Below are 24,960 nucleotides of genomic sequence, written 5' to 3'. Positions count from 1 at the left end.
CTTAGCTTGCCTGTTTCTTGAGAAGAACGATAGCGAGCGCCATGAGAACCGGCACCGCGATCAACAACGGCAAAAACGAACCTGCCAGATCGGCAAAACCCAGTGCCTTGGAGAAAACCCCGCGAGAAATGGTCACAAAATAAGTCGCGGGATAGATTTTACCGATGAACGCGCCCGCACCTTGCAGCGACGATACGGGGTCAATGATACCGGAATATTGCACAGCCGGAATGAGTGTCAGAAGTGCCGTTCCGAAGATCGCTGCAATCTGGCTGTTCATGAAGGTGGACAGCACCAACCCCATGCCGGTCGCAATTGTGACATAGAGCAGCGCCGCCAGCGCATAAGTCGGAAAACTCCCTGTGAACGGCACCCGGAAAATAAACACCGCAAACGCTGTCAGCATCAGGAAATTCAAAAATGCCAGCCCGATATAGGGCAACTGCTTGCCGAACAAAAACTCGAATTTCGTCACCGGCGTCACGTAAAAATTGATGATCGACCCCAGTTCCTTTTCCCGAACCACGCTCAACACTGCCAGCATCGAAGGGATCATGAGAAGCAGTAGCGGAATCACTGCCGGCACCATAGCTACGAGGCTTTGTACGTCCGGGTTATAACGATAGCGTATCTCCAGATTGAAACTGCCAACATTCGCCGCGTTGCCATAGAGCTCGCGGGCTTTTTGCGTTAGCCAGTTGGCGTGCATGCCTTGAACATAGCCTTTGATCGTCTCGGCACGAGTGGGCATCGCTCCGTCAATCCAGGCAGCAACTTCCACCGGGCGGCCGCGCATGACATTTGCGCCGAAATTCGGCGGTATCTCGATAGCCAGACTGATCTTTCCATCGCGCATTCGCCGGTCCAGATCGTCATAATCGGTTATGGGAACCTGTTCAGAAAAATATCGCGAGCCTGCAATCTGCTGCGTGTAATCGCGGCTGATCGTCGTATCGTCACGATCAAGCACGGCAAACTTCAGATCCTCGACATCCAGATTAATACCGTAGCCAATAACGAACATCAGGATAACGCTACCTAGAATAGCCAGCGTTGCGCGGATCGGATCACGCTTCAGTTCCAAAGCCTCACGTCGTGTGTATGCCAGCATTCGCCGCAGGTCTGGCAACCAGCCTGGAGCCTTCTTTGGGTGTGTTTCGCCTACCTCTCCCATTTGATCTGAATTGGCTACCGGCAATGGCGCTGGCTGTTCTGTCTCGCCAATAGCGTCCTGCAGATATGCGACGAAGGCTTCCTCCAGAGTTTCAGCATTGCGACTCTTGGTAATCGCCTTCGGCGTATCGCTGATCAGCACCTTGCCCGCATGCATCAGCGAAATCCGGTCGCAAAGCTCCGCTTCGTTCATGAAATGGGTAGAGACGAAAATCGTCACATTATCCTTGCGCGATAGATCGGCGAGGATTTGCCAGAAAGCATCACGAGCGACCGGATCCACACCCGATGTAGGCTCATCGAGAATGAGAATATCAGGTGAGTGGATCAAGGCCACAGCCAGTGACAGGCGCTGGCGGATACCGAGCGGCAAGCCATCGGGTAAGGAATCCATAACCTCAATGAGATCAAAGCGTTCGGTCAATTCCTTGATACGGCGTTCGGTCAGATCCGGCGCCATATCAAACAATTTGGCGTGGAGTTCCAAATTCTGACGAACAGTCAACTCCGAATAAAGCGAAAACGCTTGCGACATATATCCGACATGGCGGCGTATATCGATATCTTTGGGATCGACCTCTCGTCCGAACAGTCGCGCCGTTCCGTCGCTGGCAGGCAACAGCCCGGTCAGAACCTTCATGGTCGTGGTCTTGCCGCAACCGTTGGAACCCAGAAAACCAAAGATTTCACCGCGCGGAATTCGAAAACTTACATTATTCACCGCAGTGAAGCTGCCAAAACGAACGGTGACGTGTGCTGCCTCAATCGCGATTTCAGCATCCGCACCGAAGTCGCGGTGCGGAATTTCTATGTCCTGATGGCCTTTCCGCAATTCCTCCGGCAGGAGCGCAATGAAGGCCGCATCGAGATTTGGAGTGTTGGTGCGCTGCAGCAATTCCCGCGGTGTACCTGTCGCCAGAATCTGTCCATCATTCATCGCGACCAGCCAGTCGAAACGCTCGGCTTCTTCCATATAGGCGGTCGCGACAATGACGCTCATTCCGGGACGATCCTTGCGGATATCGTCAATCAGCTCCCAGAACTGGCGTCGGGATAGAGGGTCGACACCGGTCGTCGGCTCATCGAGTATGAGTAGATCGGGATCATGGATGAGGGAGCAGCAGAGGCTGGTCTTCTGCTTCATGCCGCCCGATAGTTTGCCAGCCGGACGATCCGCGAAAGCCGACATACCCGTGCGCGCCAGAAGATCGGCAATACGACGCTCGCGCTCTTTTCGATTATGCCCGAACAGCCGTCCGAAAAAGTCGATATTCTCGAACACCGAAAGCGTGGGATAGAGGTTCTTCCCAAGCCCCTGCGGCATATAGGCGATACGGGGGTAGGCAGACTGGAGATGACGCTTGTCCGAAATATCACCGCCGAGAACCTCGATGCGTCCCTGTTGCATCGTTCGCGCTCCGGCGACCAACGATAACAGGCTTGATTTCCCGACCCCGTCAGGTCCGATCAGACCGACCATGCAGCCGACGGGAATATCAACGTTGACGTCGCGCAGAGCACGCGTCTTCCCATAGGACAGCCCTACGCCTTGCGCCCGGACGACAAAGCTGTCGTCATTGGCGCCAGCTTTAACAGGAACATCGTTCATTTCACAGTTTCCGCAAGATTCTTCGGCCACTCAGCATTAGGATCGAGCTTGACATAAGCCATGCCCGGCAATCCGGTTTTCACCTGCTGGATATATTTTTGAAGCAGTTCTTGCGGGATTTTAGCCTTCACACGGAACATCAGCTTCTGGCGCTCTTCCTCCGTTTCTACGGTCTTCGGCGTAAATTGGGCCACATCGGCCACAAAGCTGATCTTTGCAGGAATGACATATTGCGGCGCGGCATCGAGAACAATCCGGGCGTCGGCCCCCATGGCCACCCGCCCGGCTTGCCCCGTCGGCAGGAAGAAAGTCATGTAAACGTCGCTGACGTCTACAAGATTGAGTACCCTCCCACCTGCGGAAAGCACTTCACCCGGTTGGGCAACGCGGTATTGAACACGTCCCGGCTTCGGTGCTCTCAAAGTGGCGTCGTTGATATCGGCCTCAATGCTCGCGATTGCCGCCTTGGCGGCTTCAACCGATGCTTCGGCATCCACGACCTGTGCCTTGGCAGCCCCAATGGCGGCCTCAGTGGCCGCAAGTTGCGCCTTGGCTGCACCGACAGCCGCCTCCGCACCCTGCGCAGTTGCACGGTCATCGTCCAGGACTTGCTGGGAAACCGTGCGCGATTGCGTCAATTGCTGGGAGCGGGCCAGACGGCGCTGGGCGGCATCCAGTTGCGCTTCGCGCTGTGCCACCGTCGCTTCTGCAGCCGTGTGTTCGGCTTCGCGCTGCGTGACAAGACTGCGCGCTGTCTCGATACCGATCTCAGCACGGCGCAATTGCGCCTCAGCTTGCTTGCGCTGGCTTTCCAGCTGATCTGTATCCATACGTGCAAGAATATCATTTACCTGAACGAAATCCCCTTCATCTGCGAGGATTTCGCGAATGCGTCCCGGGCTCTTCGTCGAAATATCGATTTCAACCGCCTCGATGCGTCCATTGCCCTTGGCAATACCGTCCGGCAACCCATCGCCATTCAGCGTTTTCCAAGCATAGTACCCGCCTGCGGCAAGGACGATAATCGCTCCAGCCAATATCCATTGCTTACGGTTGAAAGCCATAATGAAACACCCTCATTGCCATCGTCGTCACAACGCCGTCTTCAAACGAAGCACCGGCAAGCAGTCGCCGCCTGCAAGGGTTTTGATTGTCCCCACCGCCCCGCCTCCGGCATCTGCCAGAACCTTCTCGGGAATGATATGGAACTACCTTTTCATTTAGCAACCGGTGAATTGGGGGAAGCGATCCAGAATCGCAAACTCCCGGTTAGACCTGCTCTAATCGGAATAAAGGTTGCCCGCCTTGATTAGGATCAAGAACTGCTAAAATACAGAACAATGTTGCTAGAGACGCGGGTGCTGATTTTATGAAACAGAGGGGAGTAACGCCGACAGCACCCGCTGGCTGTCGATAGACGACGTTACAGAAAGATCGCGCTCATGCGCTCGACAGATTGATTTAGCCGGGGTGCCATTCGAGTAGGGCCTCGGCACCCCGGGTCACCGACTCTGGTGGAAACCGGCAACGATTGTTGGTTAGCACCCGCTCAAACGAAGCTCTTTGATTTCAATCAAACAAACAACAATTCCGCAAATCGTCGTCGTTTTTTGCCGTTAGTTTTTCCGGGGCCTGCACTTGCCCCACGTCTTTTTCAGATAGTTCGACACACCTTTCAGCTTCGGGTCGGAGAGGAAACCCTGACGAAAGAGAATGCTCCCTTTCACCTCTGGCAAAGATTCATTGAATTCTAGCTGGCGCTTGATTTCGGTCACGCCCTCGCCCGCCTGCCAACTGGGTTCAAGTGTGGTTCCAGAACCGGCCCGATAGAGTGCCAAACCAACATAAAGATCGGTCTTCGTGCCGCGAACGGTATCGGCCCACCATTTCGCAATCGTCCCGTAAGACACATCCTTGCGGCCAAAGGACCAGTAAATCTGCGGCGCGATATAGTCGATCATGCCTTCTTTCACCCAACGCCGGGTGTCGGCAAAATCTCCGTCATAGTTCGTTTTCCCGGCGCGGGTTGCAGAACCGCGGGGATCGTCCGCAGCGTTGCGCCAAACGCCACTCGGGCTGATGCCGAAACGGACATTTGGTTTGATGGCTTTTATCTTGTCTGAAATCTCCCGCACCAATGTATGGGTATTGTAACGTCGCCATTCGTATTTGCTCGAAAAGCGTGTGCCAAACCGTGCATATGATTTGTCGTCGTCGAGTTTCGACGATGCGGTTTCGTAGTAGAAATAATCATCGAACTGAATCCCATCGACATCGTATTTCTGGACGACCTCTGCCGTCACATTCGTCACCCATTCACGGACAGCCGGAATGCCAGGATCAAGGACATAACGGTCGGCTGAAACACCGACCCAGTCGGGGTGGAACTTGAAAACACTGACTGGCGACTCGTTTGACGAATTCCGCAATTCCTTGCGGGTAGACGGCTTCGTATCCATCGAAACACGGTAGGGATTAAGCCATGCATGCAGTTCTATGCCGCGCTTATGCGCTTCCTGAATTGCAAATTTCAGCGGATCAAAGCCGGGATCTTTACCGAGAGTTCCAGTCAGATAGGACGACCACGGCAAATAGGATGACTGATAAAATGCATCGGCAGTCGGCGAAACCTGAAAGATGACAGCATTGATACCATGCTCGGATGCTTCATCGAAAAGTCTGAGCAGCTCTTCTTTCTGACGCTTTATGCGTTCAGCATCGTCCTCGATACGGGACGAACTGCGTGACGGCCAATCGAGATTGAGAACTGTCGCTATCCAGCTGGCATGAAATGCGTCGCAGTCGAGGGGCATGAAATCGTTCCGTCTAAACAACTCGTCAGGCAAGGGTTTGAAATGGTTCTTTAACGCATCAGAGCGCCGTACGTCCATTTGGACGCACAAAGGTCACTCTAATTTACTGAAATTACGCATCGTGCTTTCCAAAAAATCGATCCCGATTTTTGGCCCGATGCTGTAGCTTAAAGATGGAAAAGCAACAGCGAGGGCAGCATGTACAAGAATATTCTCGTAACCACCGATGGGTCAGAATTTGCAGAGCGCGGGCTCGTCCACGCATTTAAACTGGCACGAACAGTCGGCGCGAAGGCGACGGTGCTGACTGTCACCGCTCCCTATTCCGTTTCGGGGCTTCCTGGCGGCTGGACTGATAGCCCTGCCTTCATCGAGCGCTTCGAACAAGAATGGAACGAGTATGCCGATAAATCCCTCGCTCGTGCGCGCGAACTGGCGGCTGAAACGGAAGTCGAAGTTCACACGCTGCATGTGGTTGCGCCACATCCGGCGACATCAATCATCGAAACTTCTAAAGAACTGCGCAACGATCTTATCGTCATGGCTTCCCATGGTCGTCGCGGACTGAAAGGTATGCTTCTTGGCAGTCAAACCTACGAAGTCCTGACACGCAGCAACACACCGGTTCTAGTGGTAAAATAAAGCCACATCGAAAGGGCCCGAAACTATCGGGCCTTCTTCCTTTTCAGCCAGTCTGGTGACCCGTCGCGCTTTCGATATCGATACGGAAGAAGATCGGTTCAAGTTTGCGTTCGTGTCCGTCCTTCGCGACCGTCTTTATGTATGCCGGTTCCCACCAGGTCGGTTCCGAAGCCATAAGCGCGACGATCGCATTTTTTTCGTCATCACGATCGATTTCCCGATAATGACCGTTCAGCACAACGGTGCGCCAGTTTGTCCGGGATTCGATATGATCGAAAAGAATACAAACTGCATCATTCTTGCGCAGGGCCTCGGTCTTCTGCCCATCGGTGGTAAAAGAATAGAGCGAGCCGCCACTGAACCGGAAACTAAGCGGTACGATAAACGGACGATCGTCGAGAACATAAGCCAGCCGCCCGAGATGGGTATGCTGTATCATGTCCCGGATATCGTATTCCGACATTTCCCTGATCATCATGGCACGCCTCCGCTGTTTGTTTATCTGCCAACAAACTAACATAGGGCGGGCCTACAGCTTTGACTGCAATCAAAACACAAGCAGAGTTAATTTATCAGACGAACAAACGCCCTTCCGCGATCTTGACCGCCGTGCCTCCAATCCTCGCTCCTGTGAGCTGCTGCTTGGCAACGTCCAGTTCGAGACGGATCCGCGAAGGTCGCCCCATCTCCATTCCCTGCTCGATCCACCACTGCGAACTGCCGTCAACAGGTTTGTCGTTCGTCTGAATCATGCCTGCAAAGGCGGCTGCAGCCGAGCCCGTAGCCGGATCTTCATAGACATTCGCCCCCGTTACAAACATGCGCGCATGGAAATTGCTGTCGAACAAAATCGTTTCGCGGCAATAGACGTAAATCGGCAAAGGTCGGCCATCGACGTGTGGGAGGCTTTCGTTCACATAGACCGGGTCAATGGACACTTTTGCTGCGGCAATCAGATTGTGAACCGGCACGAGCAGATAAGGTGTACCCGCGCTCCAGACGCCAGGCACATGGTTCTCAAATCCGATCTCATGTGTACCGAGACCGATCGCAGCAGCAGCCTCTTCTTTCTCGACCTTGACATCAACTCGCTCTGGCAGGCGGGGCAGATCGAACTCGGCGAAGGCGCTATTCTCTCCCAATATCACGCCGCAGCGAACAATACCGACCTTCTCTTCCAGAGCCACGAGCCTGTCGGTCTCATCACCCGTTTTACGACGGCGAGCCAGCGACACGGCAGCCCCCACTGTCGGGTGCCCGGCAAAGGGAAGCTCATAATCAGGCGTGAAGATACGCACTGCCGCTTCATGTGCGGGATTGTTCGGGGGAAAAATGAAAACCGTTTCCGAAAGATTGAACTCGCGTGCGATGGCCTGCATACGCGCATCGGTCAAACCTTCGCTATCATGGACGACAGCCAGCGGATTTCCAGCCAGAGCCTTGTCGGCGAAAACGTCGAAAACCTCATAGAATCTGCCGGAAACGGCGGCGTCATTCATCCCTTATTCTCCCCTCGACCTACACACAAAACCGACTGTGAGGTCGGTTTCACTCCAATGTCTCATGCTTCGCATTGTCTGCGAGCATAGCCAATTTCGCGCCGCTGTCATCTGCAAGTCTGGCCAAGCTTTAGAGATTGTTGAAATGCCAGTCGGCAAATGCTCGCACATAGGACGGTGTTGCGTCTCCCATCGTTCGAGCTGCCTTCACTGGTATGATCTCTGATAGTTCCGGTTCTTCCTCCGCAGAAAGATATCGTTCAATCCGTGATACCAGATCGGTTGACGGCGCATCGAAATAATAACGGCGGAAAAGCGCGATGCTACGGTTTCCTGTCACAAGATTGATCTGTCGCTCCGCACGCGCGTCAAGAAGATCAAGACCCGTTTCCTCGCGAACCTCCCGTTGCCGATTGGCGTCATAATCGACAGCTCCATCGACAATGTCATTATCATCCACCGAGCCTGCCGGAAAATAGACCCTTCCCGCCCCGGCATTTTGTGTGCTCATACGCCCGGCGATCAAATGTCCTTCGCTCGAGACAATCACACCGACACCGAAAATGTGCCACGGACGTTCCTGCGATACGTCATGCCGCCAGTGCATCAGCGTTGCAAAACTGGTGCGCTTGAAGCCAGCCTGAAACACGCCGCCAATCAGTTCTGCGTGTGGTGCCAGATAGAATTCGCCATCGAACAAAGTGGGGTTGGCCGCCCGCTCACGTGTCCAGTTCGAAGCAATCGCTTCGTGGTTATCCACCGTATATGATAAAGGACCGGGCAGCACCCGGACATCGGCACTGTCAATAATGTGGACAGTATTTTCCCGAACCTGCTTCATCGCTCAAACCATGTTCAATGTCACTGCAACCGGACAATGATCGCTTGCTTTCGGGCGATCCCAACCTGTTCTAGGATAACGCTCGATCTGCTGATCAGGTGGAAAAATCGTGCGCCAAGGCTGGCCACGCCGAATGATATTCGGAACCGCCTTCTCATTCTTCTTCGCAAATGAAGGCGATGCCATGATGTAATCAAGCTGGCAAAGATGACGCTCCTGCGGCCCGCGCGTATGGTAAAGCGTCCAGCGGTCCATAACGGGACGACGTTCAACCAGATTGACCGCAAACCCATCGGCTAAGAGCACGTCCAACGCACTTTCTTCTTCAACCATTGGCGTGAACTGATAGCCGTTCCATTCATCGCCCCCGATAATGATCCGCTCACGATAATCATTGAAATCACCACAAATCAGCCAGCGGCGATCTGCAACATTGGATGGTCCGAACTTATCCTCGATGATACGGCGCATGGCGCGCGCCTCTGCGCGTCGCACCGGCAGAGATGCCGTCCGTCCGTCAAATCCGTTGCGCGCGCCCGTCATCGATTTCAGATGCGTAACGAAGAGCGATATGGGCTTCCCGGCAATGCGGATATCCACATTCAGGCAATCCCGCTTGAAGATTCGGTCATGGGGTTCCAGCCCAAGTTCCCCAAGTACGGGCTCGTAGAGGCCAAAATCATTATAGGTTACATAGGCATAGCTGGTGACTTCGTCGACTTCGATGGGCTGCCCGTCCCGAGTCGTATCGCGCATCATGACGGCCACATCAATGCCACGGCTGTCATTGCCATCTATAAGATACTTATGCCGGAAGCCATGTCCTATCATCTTGAAAAGATAGCCATATTCAAACGCATTCAACGCTGCCAGATTATCCACCTCTTGCAGGCAGAGGATATCGGCCCGCGTTTCGGCAATCGCCAGAGCCGTCATCTGGCGTGTGTCGTCTGCGTGCGCCACAGCACGCGCCTGCTCAAGAAGGCGATACTGCGCCTCATCGTTGATTTCGAACAATTGCAGGGTGCGATCCTGGTGCAATTCATTGCGAAAGCCGGAAAAATCAAACCGGCGCATCAGATTTTCGACATTGAAAGTAGCTATGGTAAACATGTCTTCGCAATCTCTCTGCTTGCTGGGCGATTGGCAAGAGGATGATTTCCGAAACCATTAAATTTCTGTCGAAGCGGTGACTTGGATATAAAGTATACCCATATATCGGGAGAACGTTGATTAAAGCGAGCTGAAACGATGCGAAAAATTGTGCGCCTGACGATACTGACAGGACTATTCGTTGCAGGCATTGCAAGTGCGGGTTCAGCCGTCGAACTGCGTAACAGCCAATATCTTCCGTCCCTGAAACCGAGCGGACCGTTGATTATCGGCGGTCAGGCAGGTGCCAATCGCACAGATCCGAGCGCTCGCAACTGCTACGGTTCAACGCTTTGCCGGGAAAGTGGGACTTATATCACCGAACATGGCGTATTGAACTACAAGAACGGCGATGCTTTGCAATATCGACGCACGATGCAGCCACCGACTGCGGGCGCGCGACCTAGCAGCAATCATATCCAGTGGTGTTCAAACCGCTATCGCAGCTATCGGACATCCGACAATACATTCCAGCCGTTGGCGGGTCCCAGAACAGGCTGCAATTCGCCATTCCAGTAAGAAAAAAGCCGGGTCTGAACCCGGCTTTTTATTTCCACCAACCTAGGCGGCAGCGGATTTCGTATGAGCACGTATCAAACGGCCAAGGCGCTTGATGCCTTCATCGATCATCTCATCGTTGGCGCATGAATAGCTGAGGCGCAGCGTGTTGGTACCGCTGCCATCGGCAAAAAATGCTCGCCCCGGAACAAACGCCACTTTCTCGCTATCAATGGATGCAGCAAGTAGCGCTGCGCCATCCATACCTTCCGGCAGCGTGACCCAGATGAACATACCGCCTTCAGGCTTCGTCCAGCTTGTGGTTTCAGGCATATATTTCGCCAGCGCTTCGAGCATCTTGTCGCGACGGTGCTTATAAACCTTGTGCAGCTTCGCGACCTGAGTACCAAAGCCGCTGCTCGCAACACGCTGAATAGCGATCTGGTTGATCGTGGACGAATGAAGGTCCGCAGCCTGCTTCATGAGAACAAGCTTACGAATGACTGGCTTCGACGCAACCACATAGCCGACACGCAAACCCGGAGCCAGCGTCTTGGAGAACGAACCGCAATAGATGGTGCGGGTTTTCTCGATGTCACCGCTGTTGCGGGCAATGTCCAACGCCAGAATTGGCGAAATCGCATCGCCATTGTAGCGAAGATACTGATAGGCCGCATCTTCGATCACCGGAATGTCGAGCTCATCAGCCTGTGCGAGCAGTTTCTCACGACCGGCAAGATCGACGGTTTCCCCTGTCGGGTTACTGAAATCGGCAGACAGATAAGCGAACTTGACCTGACCGCCGGCTTTCTTGGCAGCCTCTGCATAGGATTCCGGCGTGCGATTGCCGTTGATCGCCAGCATATCGTAATTGGGCTCGTAAGCGTTGAAAGCCTGCAGCGCGCCAAGATAGGTCGGTGCGGTCACCAGTGCTGTGTCGGCGGGCGACAAAAACAGCTTGCCCAGATAATCGAGAGCCTGCTGCGAACCCGATGTGATGAACACATTGTCTTCCGTGCAGGGAATGCCAATCTTGGCAAGTTCTCCGACCAACCAGGTGCGCAGCGGCTTGTAGCCTTCCGAAACGGAATATTGCAGCGCTGCGTTGGCTTCTGGACCCGTAAGAATGTCCTTATAGGCTGCCTGGAATTCTTCGTGCGGGAAAAGAGCCGGATCAGGAATTCCGCCCGCAAACGAAATAATATCTGGGCGTTCCAGAAGCTTCAGCAGTTCGCGGATTTCCGATGCGCGCATACGTTTCGAGCGCGTTGCAAATACATTTTCCCAGTCCAACACGGGAAATCTCCTCAATTAGACTATCCGTACATTTTACGGAACTTGTAATAGCTAAGTCTCCTCAAAACTTGGCTATTGGTTGTGAAGCTCTAGCGCACTTTTCGGCAAGCGAGAACAGCTTTTCCCATGCTTCTATGGAATAAAGATATTCGGAATTGTTTTGGGCCTCAAAGTGCACGAAACGAAAAATCTGGCACAGAATTTGGGTTCTTTTCGTTCGCCATGCGCTGACGATCAACCCGGCCATAGAGTGCCAACTACGAAGGGGGCGCAAGAAGCGCCCCCTCTTTTCGAACTTCATCGAGGCCGAAAACCAGATGGCATTCTGGTTCTGGCGCCCATGTCATTTGCAGACAGCCAGAACCTGAACCCCGCCGATTTTAGTTGCGAGCCTTGTCGACAAGCTTGTTCGCTGCGATCCATGGCATCATGCCGCGGAGCTTTTCGCCGACTTCTTCGATCTGGTGGCTATCGTTGTTGCGACGGATGCCCTTGAAGCGAGCAGCACCTGCGCGATATTCCTGCATCCAATCGGAAGTGAACTTGCCAGTCTGAATGTCCTTCAGAACGCGCTTCATTTCTTCCTTGGTTTCAGCAGTGATGATGCGCGGACCAGTGACGTATTCGCCCCACTCTGCAGTGTTCGAGATCGAGTAGTTCATGTTGGCGATACCGCCTTCGTAGATCAGGTCCACGATCAGCTTCATTTCGTGCAAGCACTCGAAGTAAGCCATTTCCGGCGCATAGCCAGCTTCGACCAGAACTTCAAAACCGGTGCGGATCAGTTCAACCACGCCGCCGCAAAGAACAGCCTGCTCGCCGAACAGATCGGTTTCGCACTCTTCCTTGAAGGTGGTTTCGATGACGCCTGAACGACCGCCGCCAACGCCCGAAGCGTAGGAGAGAGCCAGATCATGAGCATTGCCCGAGGCATCCTGATGAATGGCGATGAGGCAAGGAACGCCGCCGCCCTTCTGGTATTCGCCGCGCACCGTATGGCCTGGACCCTTCGGTGCGATCATGACGACGTCAACCGACTTCTTCGGCTCGATGAGGCCAAAATGCACGTTGAGACCATGAGCGAAAGCGATTGCCGCGCCATCACGGAGATTGTCGTGAATGTGTTCCTTGTAGATGTCAGCCTGTAATTCGTCAGGCGTTGCCATCATCATGAGATCGGCCCACTTGGCGGCGTCAGCAACATTCATCACCTCGAAGCCGTCAGCCTGTGCCTTCTTCGCGGTCGCAGAGCCTTCACGAAGGGCCACACGCACGTTAGCGGCACCGGAGTCTTTGAGGTTCAGCGCATGGGCGCGGCCCTGGCTGCCATAACCGACGATAACCACCTTCTTCGACTTGATCAGGTTAACGTCTGCATCCCGATCGTAGTAAACGCGCATTTCCTTATTCCCTTCGTTCAGATTGTTCTTCGGCTTCCTTGCGTCCACCGATGTGATTAGGCCCCATAGAGGGCGAAAAACTGCTTGGTGGCGCGCCGGGCGTCCCGGATGACCACGTCGTCAGTCAGTTCCAGATGGTCGCCAAGCAGCAACCGTATTTGCATGTCCCGGACGACAAGCCCGAAAAACGTGCGAAATGCCTCATCGATATCGTCGAAGGCCAGCAAACGTGCCTCCTGCCCCATATGGAGAATGGGCTTGAGGCGCTTGGCCATGGCCACAGGGCCGTTGGCCAGAACGATATCACCTAATGTGGACTTGCCGGACGCCGCATGGCTGACCGCCAGCCGGTTCAGGGCAATGGAGGTTTTTCCCGACAGCACCAGCAGCCAGTCGCGCGCGAAATGTTCCAGGCTCGAGAAAAGAGATTCCGCATCCAGCTTTTCACGGGTCAGCGGCACGACGCGAACTTTCGATGCCTGCCAGCGAACCATCGCCGTCAACAGACCGTCGCGATCGCCAAACCATTTGTAGAGGCTTTCTTTCGAGCAGTTGGCGGCACGAGCAATACTTGCCGTCGTCAAAGCGCGGTCCCCGCCTTCCACTAGAAGGCGCAACGCCTGCTCCAGAACATCGTTCTGACGCGGCGAAAGAGCCTGCTGCTTTTGAGCCTGCATTTCGTCGCTGGTATCAGTCACGGGTCTTTTCCTCCACCTTGTACCGTACGGTACGGTTCCCAATTCATAATTACTGTTTCTTCAGCGGTCAAGCATGTTTTCAAAAATTACGGTCGCTTAAAGCGGGATTAATTTTCATTGACAACAAATGCAAAAAAGCGCCTCCCCGAAACCGGAAAAGCGCTCTTTAAAACTATCAATTCAGATGAGTTACAGATTCACCTGCGTTCCAATTTCCACCACACGACCGGTGGGAATCTGGAAATATTCGGTCGCGTCCGATGCCGTTCGGGCAAGCAGGATAAACAGCTTGTCCTGCCATAGCGGCAAGCCAGAATGGGCCGATGCCTTGAGCGAGCGGCGCGACAGGAAGAACGACGTCGTCATGATATCGAATTTCCAGCCAAGCTTTCGACAGATACCAAGCGCTCGTGGAATATTCGGTTGCTGCATATAGCCGAAGGTAAGCGTCACCTGCATGAAGCGCTCGTTATATTGGGATACACGCGCGCGGTCGGCACTTGAAACCCATGGCTTCGATGCCGTCACAACCGTCAGTATGACGTTATTCTCGTGCAAAACCTTATAGTGCTTCAAGCTGTGCATGAGCGCAGTGGGAGCGCTTTTAGGGTCGCCTGTCAGAAACACAGCCGTGCCCGGCACGATGGTCGGCGGACGTTTGGTCATTTGTTGGACGATCAAATCCAGTGGAACTTCGGCCTTGCGGGTCTTGTTAAAGAGATGCCGCGTTCCGCGCACCCAGGTCCACATGATGAGAACAAGTATCGCGGCAATACCAATCGAAGCCCAACCACCCTCATGGACTTTGATGATATTTGCACCGAAGAACATAATATCGATGATCAGGAAGCCAACAATAATCGGCAGGGCGCGGCTCACGCGCCAATTCCAGATGCGTGTCATCACGATATAGAGAAGGACCGTCGTGACCAGCATGTTGCCGGTAACTGCAATGCCATATGCAGCGGCCAGATTGCTGGACTTCTCGAACCCGAGCACCAGAATAACCACCGCCAGCCCCAGAAGCAGGTTGACGCGCGGAATATAAATCTGGCCGTGCAGCTTTTCCGAGGTGTGCTGGATTTCAAGGCGCGGCAGAATGTTGAGCTGAACGGCCTGACGTGCCACCGAATAAGCGCCCGTAATAACTGCCTGGCTAGCGATAACAGTCGCTGCAGTTGCCAGCAGGACCATGGGCAACAGCGCGAAGCTCGGCATCATCTGGAAGAATGGCAATGCAGCGGCTTCGCCATGTGAAAGGATGAAGGCTGCCTGTCCAAAATAGTTGAGCAGAAGGCATGGGAACACGATCCAAAGCCATGCGCGAACGATTGGCTTGCGTCCAAAATGACCGAGATCGGCGTAAAGAGCCTCGGCACCGGTCATTGCGAGGAACACGGCACCAACCGTGATAAAGGCAATGCCCGGGCTGATCATCAGAAAGCGTACAGCATAATAGGGATTCAGCGCCACCATCACCGTAGGATCATCGAAAATATGCCAGAGACCCGACGCACCCAGCGCCAAAAACCACAATGCCATAATCGGCCCGAAGACGATGGCCACCTTGCCAGTGCCGAGTTTCTGCACCGAAAACAGCGTCACAAGAATGACGACAGTTATGGGAACGACGAACGGAGTAAGATCAGGAGCGACAATCTCAAGGCCTTCCATCGCCGATAGAACGGAGATTGCGGGCGTGATGACCGCGTCGCCGAAGAACAGCGCCGCACCGCAGATGCCTACCCCCAAGATAAGGTCAGGCCGGCCTTTCAACGCACCTCTGACAAGAGCCATCAGCGAAAGAATGCCACCTTCACCGTTGTTATCAGCACGCAGAACAAACAGCACATACTTGATGGTCACAACCAGCGTCAGGGCCCAGAAGATCAGAGAAACAACGCCCAGAATGTCACTGCGGGCGAGAATGCCATCGCTCGCCGCCGCATGAAGGGCTTCACGAAAAGCATAGATGGGGCTGGTGCCGATGTCACCGTAGACAACGCCCAGCGCCCCAAGCACCAGCGTTTTCATGCTCTCATTGTGCTGTTCGGCATCTTCAGCAAAAGCGACGCTTTCAGGAACACCAACGGCAGGCATAGCGGCCTGTGTGGGCGTGTCATTGCCATTTAGCTCGCCGCTCATATGCAGGCACCTCGCAACTTCCTGAAAAGATTCTGGCTGGAGTTACTGGAGATCGATTTCAGATAATGAGTGTATTCGCAAAAAGTTGCGAATTGCCGCATCGCCGCCGCACCGTTGCCCAAATCAGCTTTATTCATAAGCGTGGTATCGATTGAACGTAGCAATTCGTCCGAATGCAACCGCAATAGAACTGCCTCGGCGCAGAAAGCAGACGTCGGAAAACTGCTTCAATGCTTCCCTCATACGATCCTGCGTCCCCCCAACGCATCTGAATAGTGGCGGACGCCTAAAGCTTGTCTCACCCGAATGCAAATGCGCTTTTTGCAAAGCTTCAACCCGAGCCATGCACCAAGCGCATTGACTAACATCTTATGCCAATGCCGCTATATAACGGCTTACAGTTACCGGCATTCCATACATGAGTGCATCGGCGGTCAATCCATGTCCAATGGAAACTTCACTCAACTGAGGGATACGTTTTACCAGCGCCGGCAGGTTGTCTACTGTAAGATCATGCCCCGCATTGATATCGAGGCCTAGCGCCGTAGCGGCATTTGCAGCCTTCTCCAGTCGATCCAGTTCACGTATTGCGGCTGCCGGGTCATCATAGGTCGCACCATAAGGGCCGGTATAGAGCTCCACACGGTCCACACCGATAGCAGCTGCGCGTTCGTATCCAAGCGGATCGGGGTCGGCGAACAATGACACCCGCATTCCGCCTGCTTTCAAACGGGCCACGATAGGAGCCAGAAAGTCAGATTTCGACACGAAATCCCATCCATGATCCGAAGTCGCCTGTGTTGGATCATCAGGAACGAGCGTCACCTGCTCAGGCTGATGTTTCTCCACCAGATCGAGAAATGCTTCGCTTGGAAAACCTTCGATATTGAACTCCGCCTGCGGAAACTCGTCATCGATCAAAGCGCGTATATCACCCAGATCGGAAAACCGGATGTGACGCTGATCGGGACGCGGATGCACTGTCAATCCCGCAGCGCCTGCTGCAAGCGCAGCGCGGCCCAGACCGGTAACGCTTGGCCAAGGCAAATCACGCCGATTTCGCAGCATCGCAACAGCGTTGAGATTGACCGATAATTTCGCAGGCATTGGCGACTCCCGGATAGATATTCCGCTTTATAACGCCTGCCACGAAAAAATGTGAGTGCTTTGCCGTCGCACCGCAGCCGCAATCCCCAACCATGAAATCTGCCTGCAACAAACTGGGTTTGCATAGTTTTTCCAGTTCGCATCAATTTGGAGACTGTCCGCAACCTTTGCCCCCGCTTCGACGTTTAAATCTGATCAATGATGGAGGTCTATGATGCGAAATGAGGACATACCCGTCATTCGCCGCATTCCAACAAACCGGGAAGACGTTTTTGCTTTTGCAATTGAAGGACATCTCGACGATGCGTCATTGGAGAACCTCTACGGGCTTCTCGACGCAGCTTACGAAACGCATGAAGAAATTGACCTCCTGATCCGTCTCACCGGATATGAAGGTTTCGACTGGACGGCCGCTTTCTCGGAAAGCATGTTGTCCATGCGCTCCAAATCCCTGAAAAAGCTCCGACATTATGCAATCGTCGGTGGCCCCTTGTGGATACAAGCCAGCATAACTCTCATGCAGCCTTTCCTGTCCATAGAGCTTCGCGCTTTCGAAGCAGACGAAGAAAACGAGGCCTGGGAATGGCTGAGCGCCCGACCGACAGACGAATAATTATTTTACAATGGTCAAACGTTCGGCAGCCCGCGTGATCGCCGTATAAAGCCACCGCTCACGCGTATCGCGAAACGCAAAACTTTCATCGAAGAGTACGACTTCATCCCATTGGGAGCCCTGTGCCTTGTGCACAGTTAAAGCATAACCGTAATCGAAATCGTCGTAGCGTTTTTTGGTCTGCCACGGAATTTCACTGTCGGGGTCTTCGAACTGCGCCTTCAGCAGCTTGATCTTCGCCACACCGCGATCATCATCCTCAGGTGTAACCAGCAGATTGATACCGGGCTTCACCGTTTCCTTGGACGATGTCATCACCTTCCAGAGCGATCCGTTGAGAAGTCCCTTGGCAGGATCGTTGCGTAGGCAAACCAGTTTGTCGCCAGCCTGCGGGTAATCAGCAGTAAAGCCTTTTAGCTCCCGAAGGCGCTGGTTATAGCGGCGGCGCGTCCGGTTGGTACCGACGAGCACCTGATCGGCGGCTAACACCATCTCCTGATTGACGTCGCCTTTTCCGATAACCTTTGCAGCGCCATGGTCACCATAAGGAAGTTCACGCCCTTCCCGCACATCAAGCGCCATACGGATGATAGGATTGTCCTGCGCCTGACGATGAATCTCGGTCAGAAGATAATCCGGTTCGTGTTCCGTGAAAAAGCCGCCGCCGGAAATCGGCGGCAACTGCCCCGGATCGCCAAGAACGAGGATGGGCGTGCCGAAACTCATCAAATCCCGCCCCAGCGCCTCATCGACCATGGAACATTCGTCCACGACGATCATCGCGGCTTTGGCGACAGGGCTCTGCCGGTTAAGCGAGAAGGTCGGCGCGATGGAAGTCTTGCCAGTCGTTTCGTCCTCAATCGCTTCTTCGCCACGTGGGCGATAGATCAGCGAATGAAGCGTGCGTGCGTTGCTAGCGCCTTTCGAGCGCAGCACCTGTGCCGCCTTGCCGGTAAAGGCCGCAAACTGCACATCGCCATCCACATGCTCGGCAAAATAGCGGGCGAGCGTCGTCTTGCCCGTACCCGCATAGCCGAACAACCTGAAAATAGGGCTGCGGCCGTCTTTGAGCCACTGCCCGACGGCCTTCAGCGCCTGATCCTGTTCCGGTGAAAACTGCATGATCCTTTCAGACAGGATTCGCCGCCCGAAAACAAGATCAAACCGTGATCAAACGGTTTTGCTCACCAGTGCTGCAAGTCTGTCGAGATCGACATTGCCACCACTGACGATCACCCCTACACGCTTACCTTGCAGCTTCGACGCCATCTGTCGTGCGCCAGCAAAAGCGAGACAGCCTGTCGGTTCGACCACCATTTTCATCCGGCTGGCGAAGAATTTCATGCCGTCAACCAGTTCATCGTCGCTAACGGCCAGAATATCACGAACAGTTTCGCGGATTATGGCAAAGGTCATGTCGCCAAGAGCTTGCGTCTGGGCGCCGTCCGCCAAGGTCTTCGGCACGTCGATGTGCACAATCTTGCCGGAGCGGAGCGACTGCTGGCCATCATTTCCGGCCATCGGCTCGACACCGTAGACGTCGCATTCCGGCGACAAGGCTTTTGCCGCTAGCGCTGAACCGGCCAACAGGCCACCACCGCCAAGACAGACAAACAGGGCATCAAGGGGACCGGTTTCCTCAATCAATTCCTTTGCCGCAGTTCCCTGCCCCGCAATTATATCAGGATGATTGAATGGCGGAATGAGGGTCAGCCCACCCTCTTCGGCCAGGCGCTTCGAAAGCACATCGCGGTCTTCTTCATAGCGGTTATAGGTAACAACCTTCGCGCCATAGCCTCGCGTTGCATCAAGTTTCGCGCGCGGCGCATCCTCAGGCATGATGATGGTCGCGCCAATACCGAGCAGTTTTGCCGCAAGCGCGATCGCCTGCGCGTGATTACCGGACGAAAAAGCCAACACACCTCGCGCTTTTTGCTCATCCGTAAACCGCGACAGAGCATTGAAAGCACCACGAAATTTGAAGGCACCGATGCGCTGGAAGTTCTCGCATTTGAAAAAGAACTGAGCGCCGGTTTCGCGGTCGATAGTTGACGACGTGAACACCGGCGTATGGTGCGCGTATCCTTCGATCTGCTTTGCGGCCGAAATAACATCATCATAAGTTGGAAGCTGGTTCATCATTCGCCTCTTCATTCTCTATTTCAGCATCGGCCATAGGCTCAGAACGAGCAGCAGGGCCATGATAAGGTTGAACCATTTCAATCGAACAGGATCGGAAAGCCAGTTGCGCAGCAATGTGCCAAACCCTGCCCAGACCGAAACGCTCGGCAAATTCACAATCGCGAAGGCGGAGCTGACCAGGAGCACGGCGACATAATAGTTGTCGTGATTGGCATAGGTGGCAATTCCCGTGATCGCCATTACCCAGGCTTTCGGATTGACCCATTGGAATGCCGCTGCCTGCAAGAAAGTCATTGGCTCAGCTTTATCTCGATGCTTTGCCTCTCCGATGGAACGCGACATAGCAATCTTCCAGGCAAGGTAAAGCATATAGGCGCCACCAGCGAATTTCAGCGCGGCATAGAATGACGGCACCGTTTCGATCAAAGCGCCGAGCCCGAAGCCGATCGCAAGCAGCAACACGAAGAAGCCCACACCGATTCCCAGCATATGTGGGATCGTTCGACGGAAACCAAAATTTACGCCTGATGCCAGAAGCATGAGATTATTTGGCCCCGGCGTAACGGACGACACGAAGGCGAAGACAAGAAGCGCCAGAAAAATTTCAACAGACATAGGACGGCCCCAATTTATGGGGACAAATTAGCTCAATAAAAAACCGGCACAATCGAAACATTGTGCCGGTTTTCAAACATATTGTATCGATTTCAGTTGAAAGCTTTTACATGCCTTCCGGGCCACGGTTCATAGCTGCAACACCCGTACGGCAGGTCTCAACCAGTCCGAGTGGCTTCATGATCGAGATGAACTGATCAATCTTGGCAGTCTTCCCGGTGATCTCCAGGATGAAGTGATCCGTCGTCGCATCAACCACCTTGGCCTTGAACGCGTCGGCAAGACGAAGCGTTTCCGCCCTCGCCTCACCTTTGCCGGCAACCTTCACCAGTGCCAGTTCACGTTCAACCGGACGGTCGTGGCCCAGCTCAGAGGCGCGATGGCTGAGATCTACGACGCGGTGAACCGGAACAATCCGGGCCAGCTGGTGGCGGATCTGGTCAAGCACGTGCGGCGTGCCGCGCGTCACGATCGTAATGCGCGACAGGTGCTTTTCATGCTCGGTTTCCGAAACCGTCAGGCTTTCAATATTGTAGCCACGTCCGGAGAAAAGACCGATCACACGGGCAAGGACACCCGGCTCATTGTCGACGAGTACCGCAAGCGTATGCGTTTCCGGCGTTTGCGTTTCGGCTGCAATGAAATAGGCCGATCCGGAAGCTAGGTTCTGTGCATTCATGATTTCTTTCCTCCGGATCAGACGAGCGCGCGGCCCTTGGCATCGATGGCGTTGGCGACAGCTTCATCCGTTGCTTCATCCGGCAACAACATTTCGTTATGCGCCTTACCCGATGGGATCATTGGGAAGCAGTTGGCGAGATTTGCCACGCGGCAATCGAAAATAACCGGCTTGTCGATGTCGATCATTTCCTGAATGGCGGCATCGAGGTTGCCCGGCTTGTCACAACGGATACCATGTGCGCCATAGGCTTCAGCCAGCTTCACGAAATCCGGCATCGCCTCGGTATATGAGTGCGACAGGCGATTGCCATGCAGGAGCTGCTGCCACTGGCGCACCATGCCCATATACTGGTTATTCAGGATGAATATCTTGATTGGCGCATTGTGCTGGATGGCAGCCGACATTTCCTGAATGCACATCTGGATCGAGGCATCGCCCGCGATATCGATAACCAGTGCATCAGGGTGTGCGATCTGTACTCCGAGCGCTGCCGGCAGTCCGTAACCCATGGTGCCGAGGCCACCAGAGGTCAGCCAGCGGTTCGGTTCCTCGAAGCCATAGAATTGCGCAGCCCACATCTGGTGCTGACCAACTTCCGTGGTGATGTAAGTCTTCCGATCCTTGGTCAGTTCATAAAGCCGCTGAATTGCATACTGCGGCATGATGACGTCCTTGTTCGGCGCATAGGCGAGCGAATTGCGGGCACGCCAGCGATCGATCTGTTCCCACCAGGCACCGATTGCCTGCTTTTCCGGCTTCTTGTCAGAGGCACGGAACTGCCGAACAATATCTTCCAGAACATGCGCAACATCGCCGATGATCGGAACATCAACGCGAACGCTTTTGTTGATGGAGGATGGGTCGATATCGATATGAATTTTCTTCGAGTTCGGAGAAAATGCGTTCAGACGTCCGGTAATACGGTCATCGAAACGGGCACCGACGCACAGCATGACATCGCAGTCATGCATGGTCATGTTGGCTTCGTAAGTGCCATGCATACCGAGCATGCCGAGCCAGTTCTTGCGGGAGGCCGGATAGGCGCCCAGCCCCATCAGCGTGGATGTGATCGGGAAATTGCTGATCTCAACCAGCTCGCGCAGCAGACGGGAAGCTGCCGGGCCGGAATTAATCACACCGCCGCCAGAATAGATGACGGGCTTCTTTGCATTGACGAGCAGACGAACGGCGTCCGAAATTGCCTGCGCCTTGCCGTCGAGAACCGGACGGTAGCTGGTGCGCGGCGCGGTTTCCGGTGGCGTGTAAATACCCTTGGCGAACTGGATATCCTTCGGAATGTCGACCACAACGGGACCGGGACGACCGGTGGAAGCGACATGAAAGGCTTCGTGCAGGATGCGCGCCAGATCGTTGACGTCCTTCACCAGCCAGTTGTGCTTGGTGCAGGGGCGCGTGATACCAATCGTATCGCATTCCTGAAACGCATCGGAGCCGATCAGCGTTGTCGGAACCTGACCGGAAATGCAAACCAGCGGAATGGAATCCATCAGGGCATCCTGCAGCGGCGTAACTGCATTGGTCGCACCCGGACCGGAGGTAACAAGCATCACACCGACTTTGCCGGTCGAACGCGCATAGCCTTCCGCAGCGTGTCCTGCGCCCTGCTCGTGTCGGACCAGAACGTGCTGAACCTTGTCCTGCTGGAACAGTTCGTCATAGATCGGAAGCACAGCGCCGCCGGGATAACCGAAGATGCTCTCCACACCCTGATCGATCAAAGCCTGAATGACCATTTCTGCGCCGGTCATTTCGCGTGGATTGCTTGCTTCCTGCGTTTCTGCGGCGTTTGCGTCCGCCTCACGTTTACCTGCAGTCATTGTTCTCTTCCCGTCGTCTGCATTTCATTTCTGATTTGGATAATAAAAAAGGCCCCCGAGGGAGCCTGTCTTTCGCACATGGGAGCTTTCGCCGGATGGTTACACCATCCTGCCCATGCGCGCCCGTACCACAAGAATAATAATCGTGTTCATGGTGGCGGACACTAATAGCCGGATTTGGCGTCGTCAACGCATAAATACATCGCCCGCGATATTTTCTTAGGCTCACCCGCCCCAAACGATAACTTTATTTCAACGGAAGATTCTTATCCTGACGCGAAACCTCCTGTTGAAAGTTGGGGCGGAGTGGGCAGCATGAGCGAAATCGGGGACAGTTCCAACGCGCGCGAACAGAGCGAATATGTGCAGCGCAATCGCACGGAAGGCTATGTCATCCAATGCGATGGCGAGAGTGCCATCGTCTCAGCGCTATCAGGCCCCTCTTCGGCAGCATCTGACGATTATTGGGCCGTAGGCCAGCTTATATCCATTCAGGCAGGCGACAATCGCGTCGTGGGACTCATCCGCAACGTGCTTGTTCCCGGTGATGTCTGGATACGCGGCGGTGACAACACGCTCCATGTCCATGTCGAGTTTCTGGGTGAAGTTCGCGTGCAACCGACCGGGCAGACCACTTTCAACGGCGGTATTTCGCAGTTTCCCCATCCCGGCGCTATTGCTCACCGTATCCGCGCCACCGACCTTGCCGCCATTTATGCGCAAACAGGTCACAGCAGCGTTTCAATCGGTACACTCACGCAGGACGCAACCGTTCCGACTTACATATCGGTCGATGATCTTATCTCCCGACATTTCGCTATCGTCGGCACAACGGGCGTCGGCAAATCGAGCGCAGTCATCCTGCTGCTACGCCGGATCGTCGCCGAAAAGCCCAATCTGCGTGTGCTCATTCTTGATCCACACAATGAGTTCGCGAGCGCATTTCCCGATCTGGCCGTGGCGGTCGATCAGACGAATATCGAACTGCCATTCTGGATGCTGCGGCTGGATGAATTTGCAGATGTGATCTTTCGCGGGCGCGCGCCGGACCCGATGGAACTCGATATATTGCGTGATCTGGTTCAGCTAGCCCGCGAAAAAATGCAGGGCACAGAACTGTCAGCCGCGAAAACATTGCGACGGCAGCTTGCCGACCGCCAGAGCGTCAGCGCCGACACTCCCATCGCCTACCGTCTGCTTGACCTGATAGCCCTCATCGATGAGCGTATGGGTCTCCTCGACAGCAAGGCGGAACGTCCCTATCTGCGCAGCCTCAAAGCTCGGCTTGAATCGATCTCTGCCGATCCCCGCTTCCGTTTCATGTTCGCTGTAACTGGCGGCTCGGAAACAATGCGACAGGCCATTGGCCGGATTTTTCGCATCCCGCTGAACGGAAAACCCATCTGCACATTCCAGCTTGCAGGCTTACCATCCGAGGTTGTCAACGCTGTTGCTTCCGTCTTGTGCAGACTGGCATTCGATATCGCCCTTTCAAGTGAGGGCAGCCTACAGACACTGGTAATCTGCGAGGAAGCCCACCGCTATATTCCAACCGACCGCGACGCCGGGTTCTGGCCGACAAGGCAGGCAATATCCCGAATTGCCAAAGAAGGTCGAAAATACGGTTCCTATCTCGGAGTTATAAGCCAGCGCCCCGGCGAGCTTGATCCAACGATCCTCTCACAGTGCAATTCGATTTTTGCGATGCGGCTCGGTAATGAACGTGATCAGGAAATCATCAAAGGTGCCATTCGCGGCGGCGCACAGAGCATGGCAGGCTTCCTGTCATCCATCGCCAACCGCGAAGCGATAGCCTTCGGCGAAGCCTTCTCAACACCGATGCGTCTCACATTCGAAACCATCCCACCTCATCAGCTTCCCGGACGCAGCAGAAGCGAGAGCGCTCTTTCCAGCTGGCGCAACGACGAAAAGATATCCCTCGACCGTATCGTTGAAAAATTACGTGCTTTTGAGAACAGTTCACAGACGGAACCGGTGGACCAACTCGGAGACGAGGATAATCTGTGGGGCAGCCCAGTCTCCACCAGTCGCCGTGATCAAGCGCCTACCGACGAAGCTTACCATCGCTCATCTTCTTCGCCGAGGCCACAAACATCACTCAGTCTCGACACAAAACAGAGTATTGAGAAGATGGGCGAACTGGTGCGCAGCTTTCGCAAGGATCGCGAGCGCTAGA

21 protein-coding genes are annotated in these 24,960 nt (G+C 54.4%); 4 read left to right on the top strand and 17 right to left on the bottom strand.

Annotation, left to right across the window (positions count from 1 at the left end; all coding sequences use genetic code 11):
- Position 1: 1 nt before the first annotated feature.
- The 3 genes from rbbA to AAE521_RS12215 form a co-directional block, all read right to left on the bottom strand.
- A complete protein-coding gene (gene rbbA / locus AAE521_RS12225; protein WP_342061433.1) occupies positions 2–2,782 on the bottom strand; it encodes a ribosome-associated ATPase/putative transporter RbbA in 2,781 nt (926 codons plus the stop codon).
- The gene (locus AAE521_RS12220) at positions 2,779–3,846 is read right to left on the bottom strand and encodes an HlyD family secretion protein (RefSeq protein WP_029928981.1); all 1,068 of its coding nucleotides are present in this window, start codon (positions 3,844–3,846) and stop codon (positions 2,779–2,781) included. The genes rbbA and AAE521_RS12220 overlap by 4 nt, the downstream gene beginning before the upstream one ends.
- A 552-nt stretch (positions 3,847–4,398) precedes the next feature.
- Positions 4,399–5,595: a glycoside hydrolase family 10-like protein gene (locus AAE521_RS12215; RefSeq protein ID WP_342061432.1), complete on the bottom strand. Its 1,197-nt coding sequence runs from the start codon at positions 5,593–5,595 to the stop codon at positions 4,399–4,401.
- 198 nt (positions 5,596–5,793) lie between these two features.
- On the opposite strand from AAE521_RS12215, the gene AAE521_RS12210 reads away from it, so the two are divergent.
- Complete coding sequence (locus AAE521_RS12210) at positions 5,794–6,237, top strand: universal stress protein (protein ID WP_010659788.1); 444 nt, start codon at positions 5,794–5,796, stop codon at positions 6,235–6,237.
- A 43-nt stretch (positions 6,238–6,280) separates the two neighbouring features.
- Here the strand turns inward: AAE521_RS12210 and AAE521_RS12205 are convergent, their stop codons facing one another.
- The 4 genes from AAE521_RS12205 to AAE521_RS12190 form a co-directional block, all read right to left on the bottom strand.
- Positions 6,281–6,715, bottom strand: coding sequence for a pyridoxamine 5'-phosphate oxidase family protein (locus AAE521_RS12205; RefSeq protein ID WP_029928986.1), 435 nt, complete (start codon positions 6,713–6,715; stop codon positions 6,281–6,283).
- Positions 6,716–6,809: 94 nt separating this feature from the next.
- Complete coding sequence (locus tag AAE521_RS12200; RefSeq protein WP_342061431.1) at positions 6,810–7,736, bottom strand: PhzF family phenazine biosynthesis protein; 927 nt, start codon at positions 7,734–7,736, stop codon at positions 6,810–6,812.
- Between the two features lie 130 nt (positions 7,737–7,866).
- Positions 7,867–8,577, bottom strand: a complete 711-nt coding sequence (locus tag AAE521_RS12195) for an NUDIX hydrolase (protein WP_125300123.1) — start codon at positions 8,575–8,577, stop codon at positions 7,867–7,869.
- 3 nt (positions 8,578–8,580) lie between these two features.
- Positions 8,581–9,690, bottom strand: coding sequence for an endonuclease/exonuclease/phosphatase family protein (locus AAE521_RS12190; RefSeq protein ID WP_010659784.1), 1,110 nt, complete (start codon positions 9,688–9,690; stop codon positions 8,581–8,583).
- Between the two features lie 138 nt (positions 9,691–9,828).
- Between AAE521_RS12190 and AAE521_RS12185 the strand changes: the two genes are divergently transcribed.
- Positions 9,829–10,248 carry a BA14K family protein gene (locus AAE521_RS12185; RefSeq protein WP_342061430.1) on the top strand — a complete coding sequence of 140 codons (420 nt, stop codon included), beginning with the start codon at positions 9,829–9,831 and terminating at the stop codon, positions 10,246–10,248.
- A gap of 42 nt (positions 10,249–10,290) precedes the next feature.
- Here AAE521_RS12185 and AAE521_RS12180 read toward each other — a convergent pair whose 3' ends face one another.
- From AAE521_RS12180 to AAE521_RS12160, 5 genes are all read right to left on the bottom strand, one after another.
- Positions 10,291–11,523: an aminotransferase-like domain-containing protein gene (locus AAE521_RS12180; RefSeq protein ID WP_342061429.1), complete on the bottom strand. Its 1,233-nt coding sequence runs from the start codon at positions 11,521–11,523 to the stop codon at positions 10,291–10,293.
- A gap of 380 nt (positions 11,524–11,903) precedes the next feature.
- Complete coding sequence (gene ilvC / locus AAE521_RS12175; RefSeq protein ID WP_010659781.1) at positions 11,904–12,923, bottom strand: ketol-acid reductoisomerase; 1,020 nt, start codon at positions 12,921–12,923, stop codon at positions 11,904–11,906.
- Between the two features lie 56 nt (positions 12,924–12,979).
- Complete coding sequence (locus tag AAE521_RS12170; protein WP_010659780.1) at positions 12,980–13,621, bottom strand: TetR/AcrR family transcriptional regulator; 642 nt, start codon at positions 13,619–13,621, stop codon at positions 12,980–12,982.
- 189 nt (positions 13,622–13,810) lie between these two features.
- The gene (locus tag AAE521_RS12165) at positions 13,811–15,766 is read right to left on the bottom strand and encodes a potassium transporter Kup (RefSeq protein ID WP_010659779.1); all 1,956 of its coding nucleotides are present in this window, start codon (positions 15,764–15,766) and stop codon (positions 13,811–13,813) included.
- Positions 15,767–16,135: 369 nt separating this feature from the next.
- Positions 16,136–16,873 carry a pyridoxine 5'-phosphate synthase gene (locus tag AAE521_RS12160; RefSeq protein ID WP_071630057.1) on the bottom strand — a complete coding sequence of 246 codons (738 nt, stop codon included), beginning with the start codon at positions 16,871–16,873 and terminating at the stop codon, positions 16,136–16,138.
- Positions 16,874–17,087: 214 nt separating this feature from the next.
- Between AAE521_RS12160 and AAE521_RS12155 the strand changes: the two genes are divergently transcribed.
- Positions 17,088–17,486 (top strand): SpoIIAA family protein, encoded by a 399-nt coding sequence (locus AAE521_RS12155; RefSeq protein WP_012091800.1) that lies wholly within the window; start codon positions 17,088–17,090, stop codon positions 17,484–17,486.
- Here the strand turns inward: AAE521_RS12155 and AAE521_RS12150 are convergent, their stop codons facing one another.
- The 5 genes from AAE521_RS12150 to AAE521_RS12130 all read right to left on the bottom strand — a co-directional run bounded on the left by AAE521_RS12150 (position 17,487) and on the right by AAE521_RS12130 (position 22,763).
- Positions 17,487–18,608: an ATP-dependent DNA helicase gene (locus tag AAE521_RS12150; RefSeq protein ID WP_010659776.1), complete on the bottom strand. Its 1,122-nt coding sequence runs from the start codon at positions 18,606–18,608 to the stop codon at positions 17,487–17,489.
- A 48-nt stretch (positions 18,609–18,656) separates the two neighbouring features.
- Positions 18,657–19,625, bottom strand: coding sequence for a threo-3-hydroxy-L-aspartate ammonia-lyase (locus AAE521_RS12145; RefSeq protein WP_342061428.1), 969 nt, complete (start codon positions 19,623–19,625; stop codon positions 18,657–18,659).
- A gap of 18 nt (positions 19,626–19,643) precedes the next feature.
- A complete protein-coding gene (locus AAE521_RS12140; RefSeq protein WP_010659774.1) occupies positions 19,644–20,243 on the bottom strand; it encodes a LysE family translocator in 600 nt (199 codons plus the stop codon).
- A gap of 106 nt (positions 20,244–20,349) precedes the next feature.
- A complete protein-coding gene (gene ilvN / locus AAE521_RS12135; RefSeq protein WP_010659773.1) occupies positions 20,350–20,922 on the bottom strand; it encodes an acetolactate synthase small subunit in 573 nt (190 codons plus the stop codon).
- A 17-nt stretch (positions 20,923–20,939) separates the two neighbouring features.
- The gene (locus tag AAE521_RS12130) at positions 20,940–22,763 is read right to left on the bottom strand and encodes an acetolactate synthase 3 large subunit (RefSeq protein WP_342061427.1); all 1,824 of its coding nucleotides are present in this window, start codon (positions 22,761–22,763) and stop codon (positions 20,940–20,942) included.
- 315 nt (positions 22,764–23,078) lie between these two features.
- On the opposite strand from AAE521_RS12130, the gene AAE521_RS12125 reads away from it, so the two are divergent.
- Positions 23,079–24,959 carry an ATP-binding protein gene (locus AAE521_RS12125; protein ID WP_342061426.1) on the top strand — a complete coding sequence of 627 codons (1,881 nt, stop codon included), beginning with the start codon at positions 23,079–23,081 and terminating at the stop codon, positions 24,957–24,959.
- Position 24,960: the final 1 nt, after the last annotated feature.

Origin of the sequence: Brucella cytisi, assembly GCF_038433355.1 — a bacterium.
Taxonomy (GTDB): Bacteria; Pseudomonadota; Alphaproteobacteria; order Rhizobiales; family Rhizobiaceae; genus Brucella; species Brucella cytisi.
This window is presented reverse-complemented; position numbering and strand designations above follow the sequence as displayed.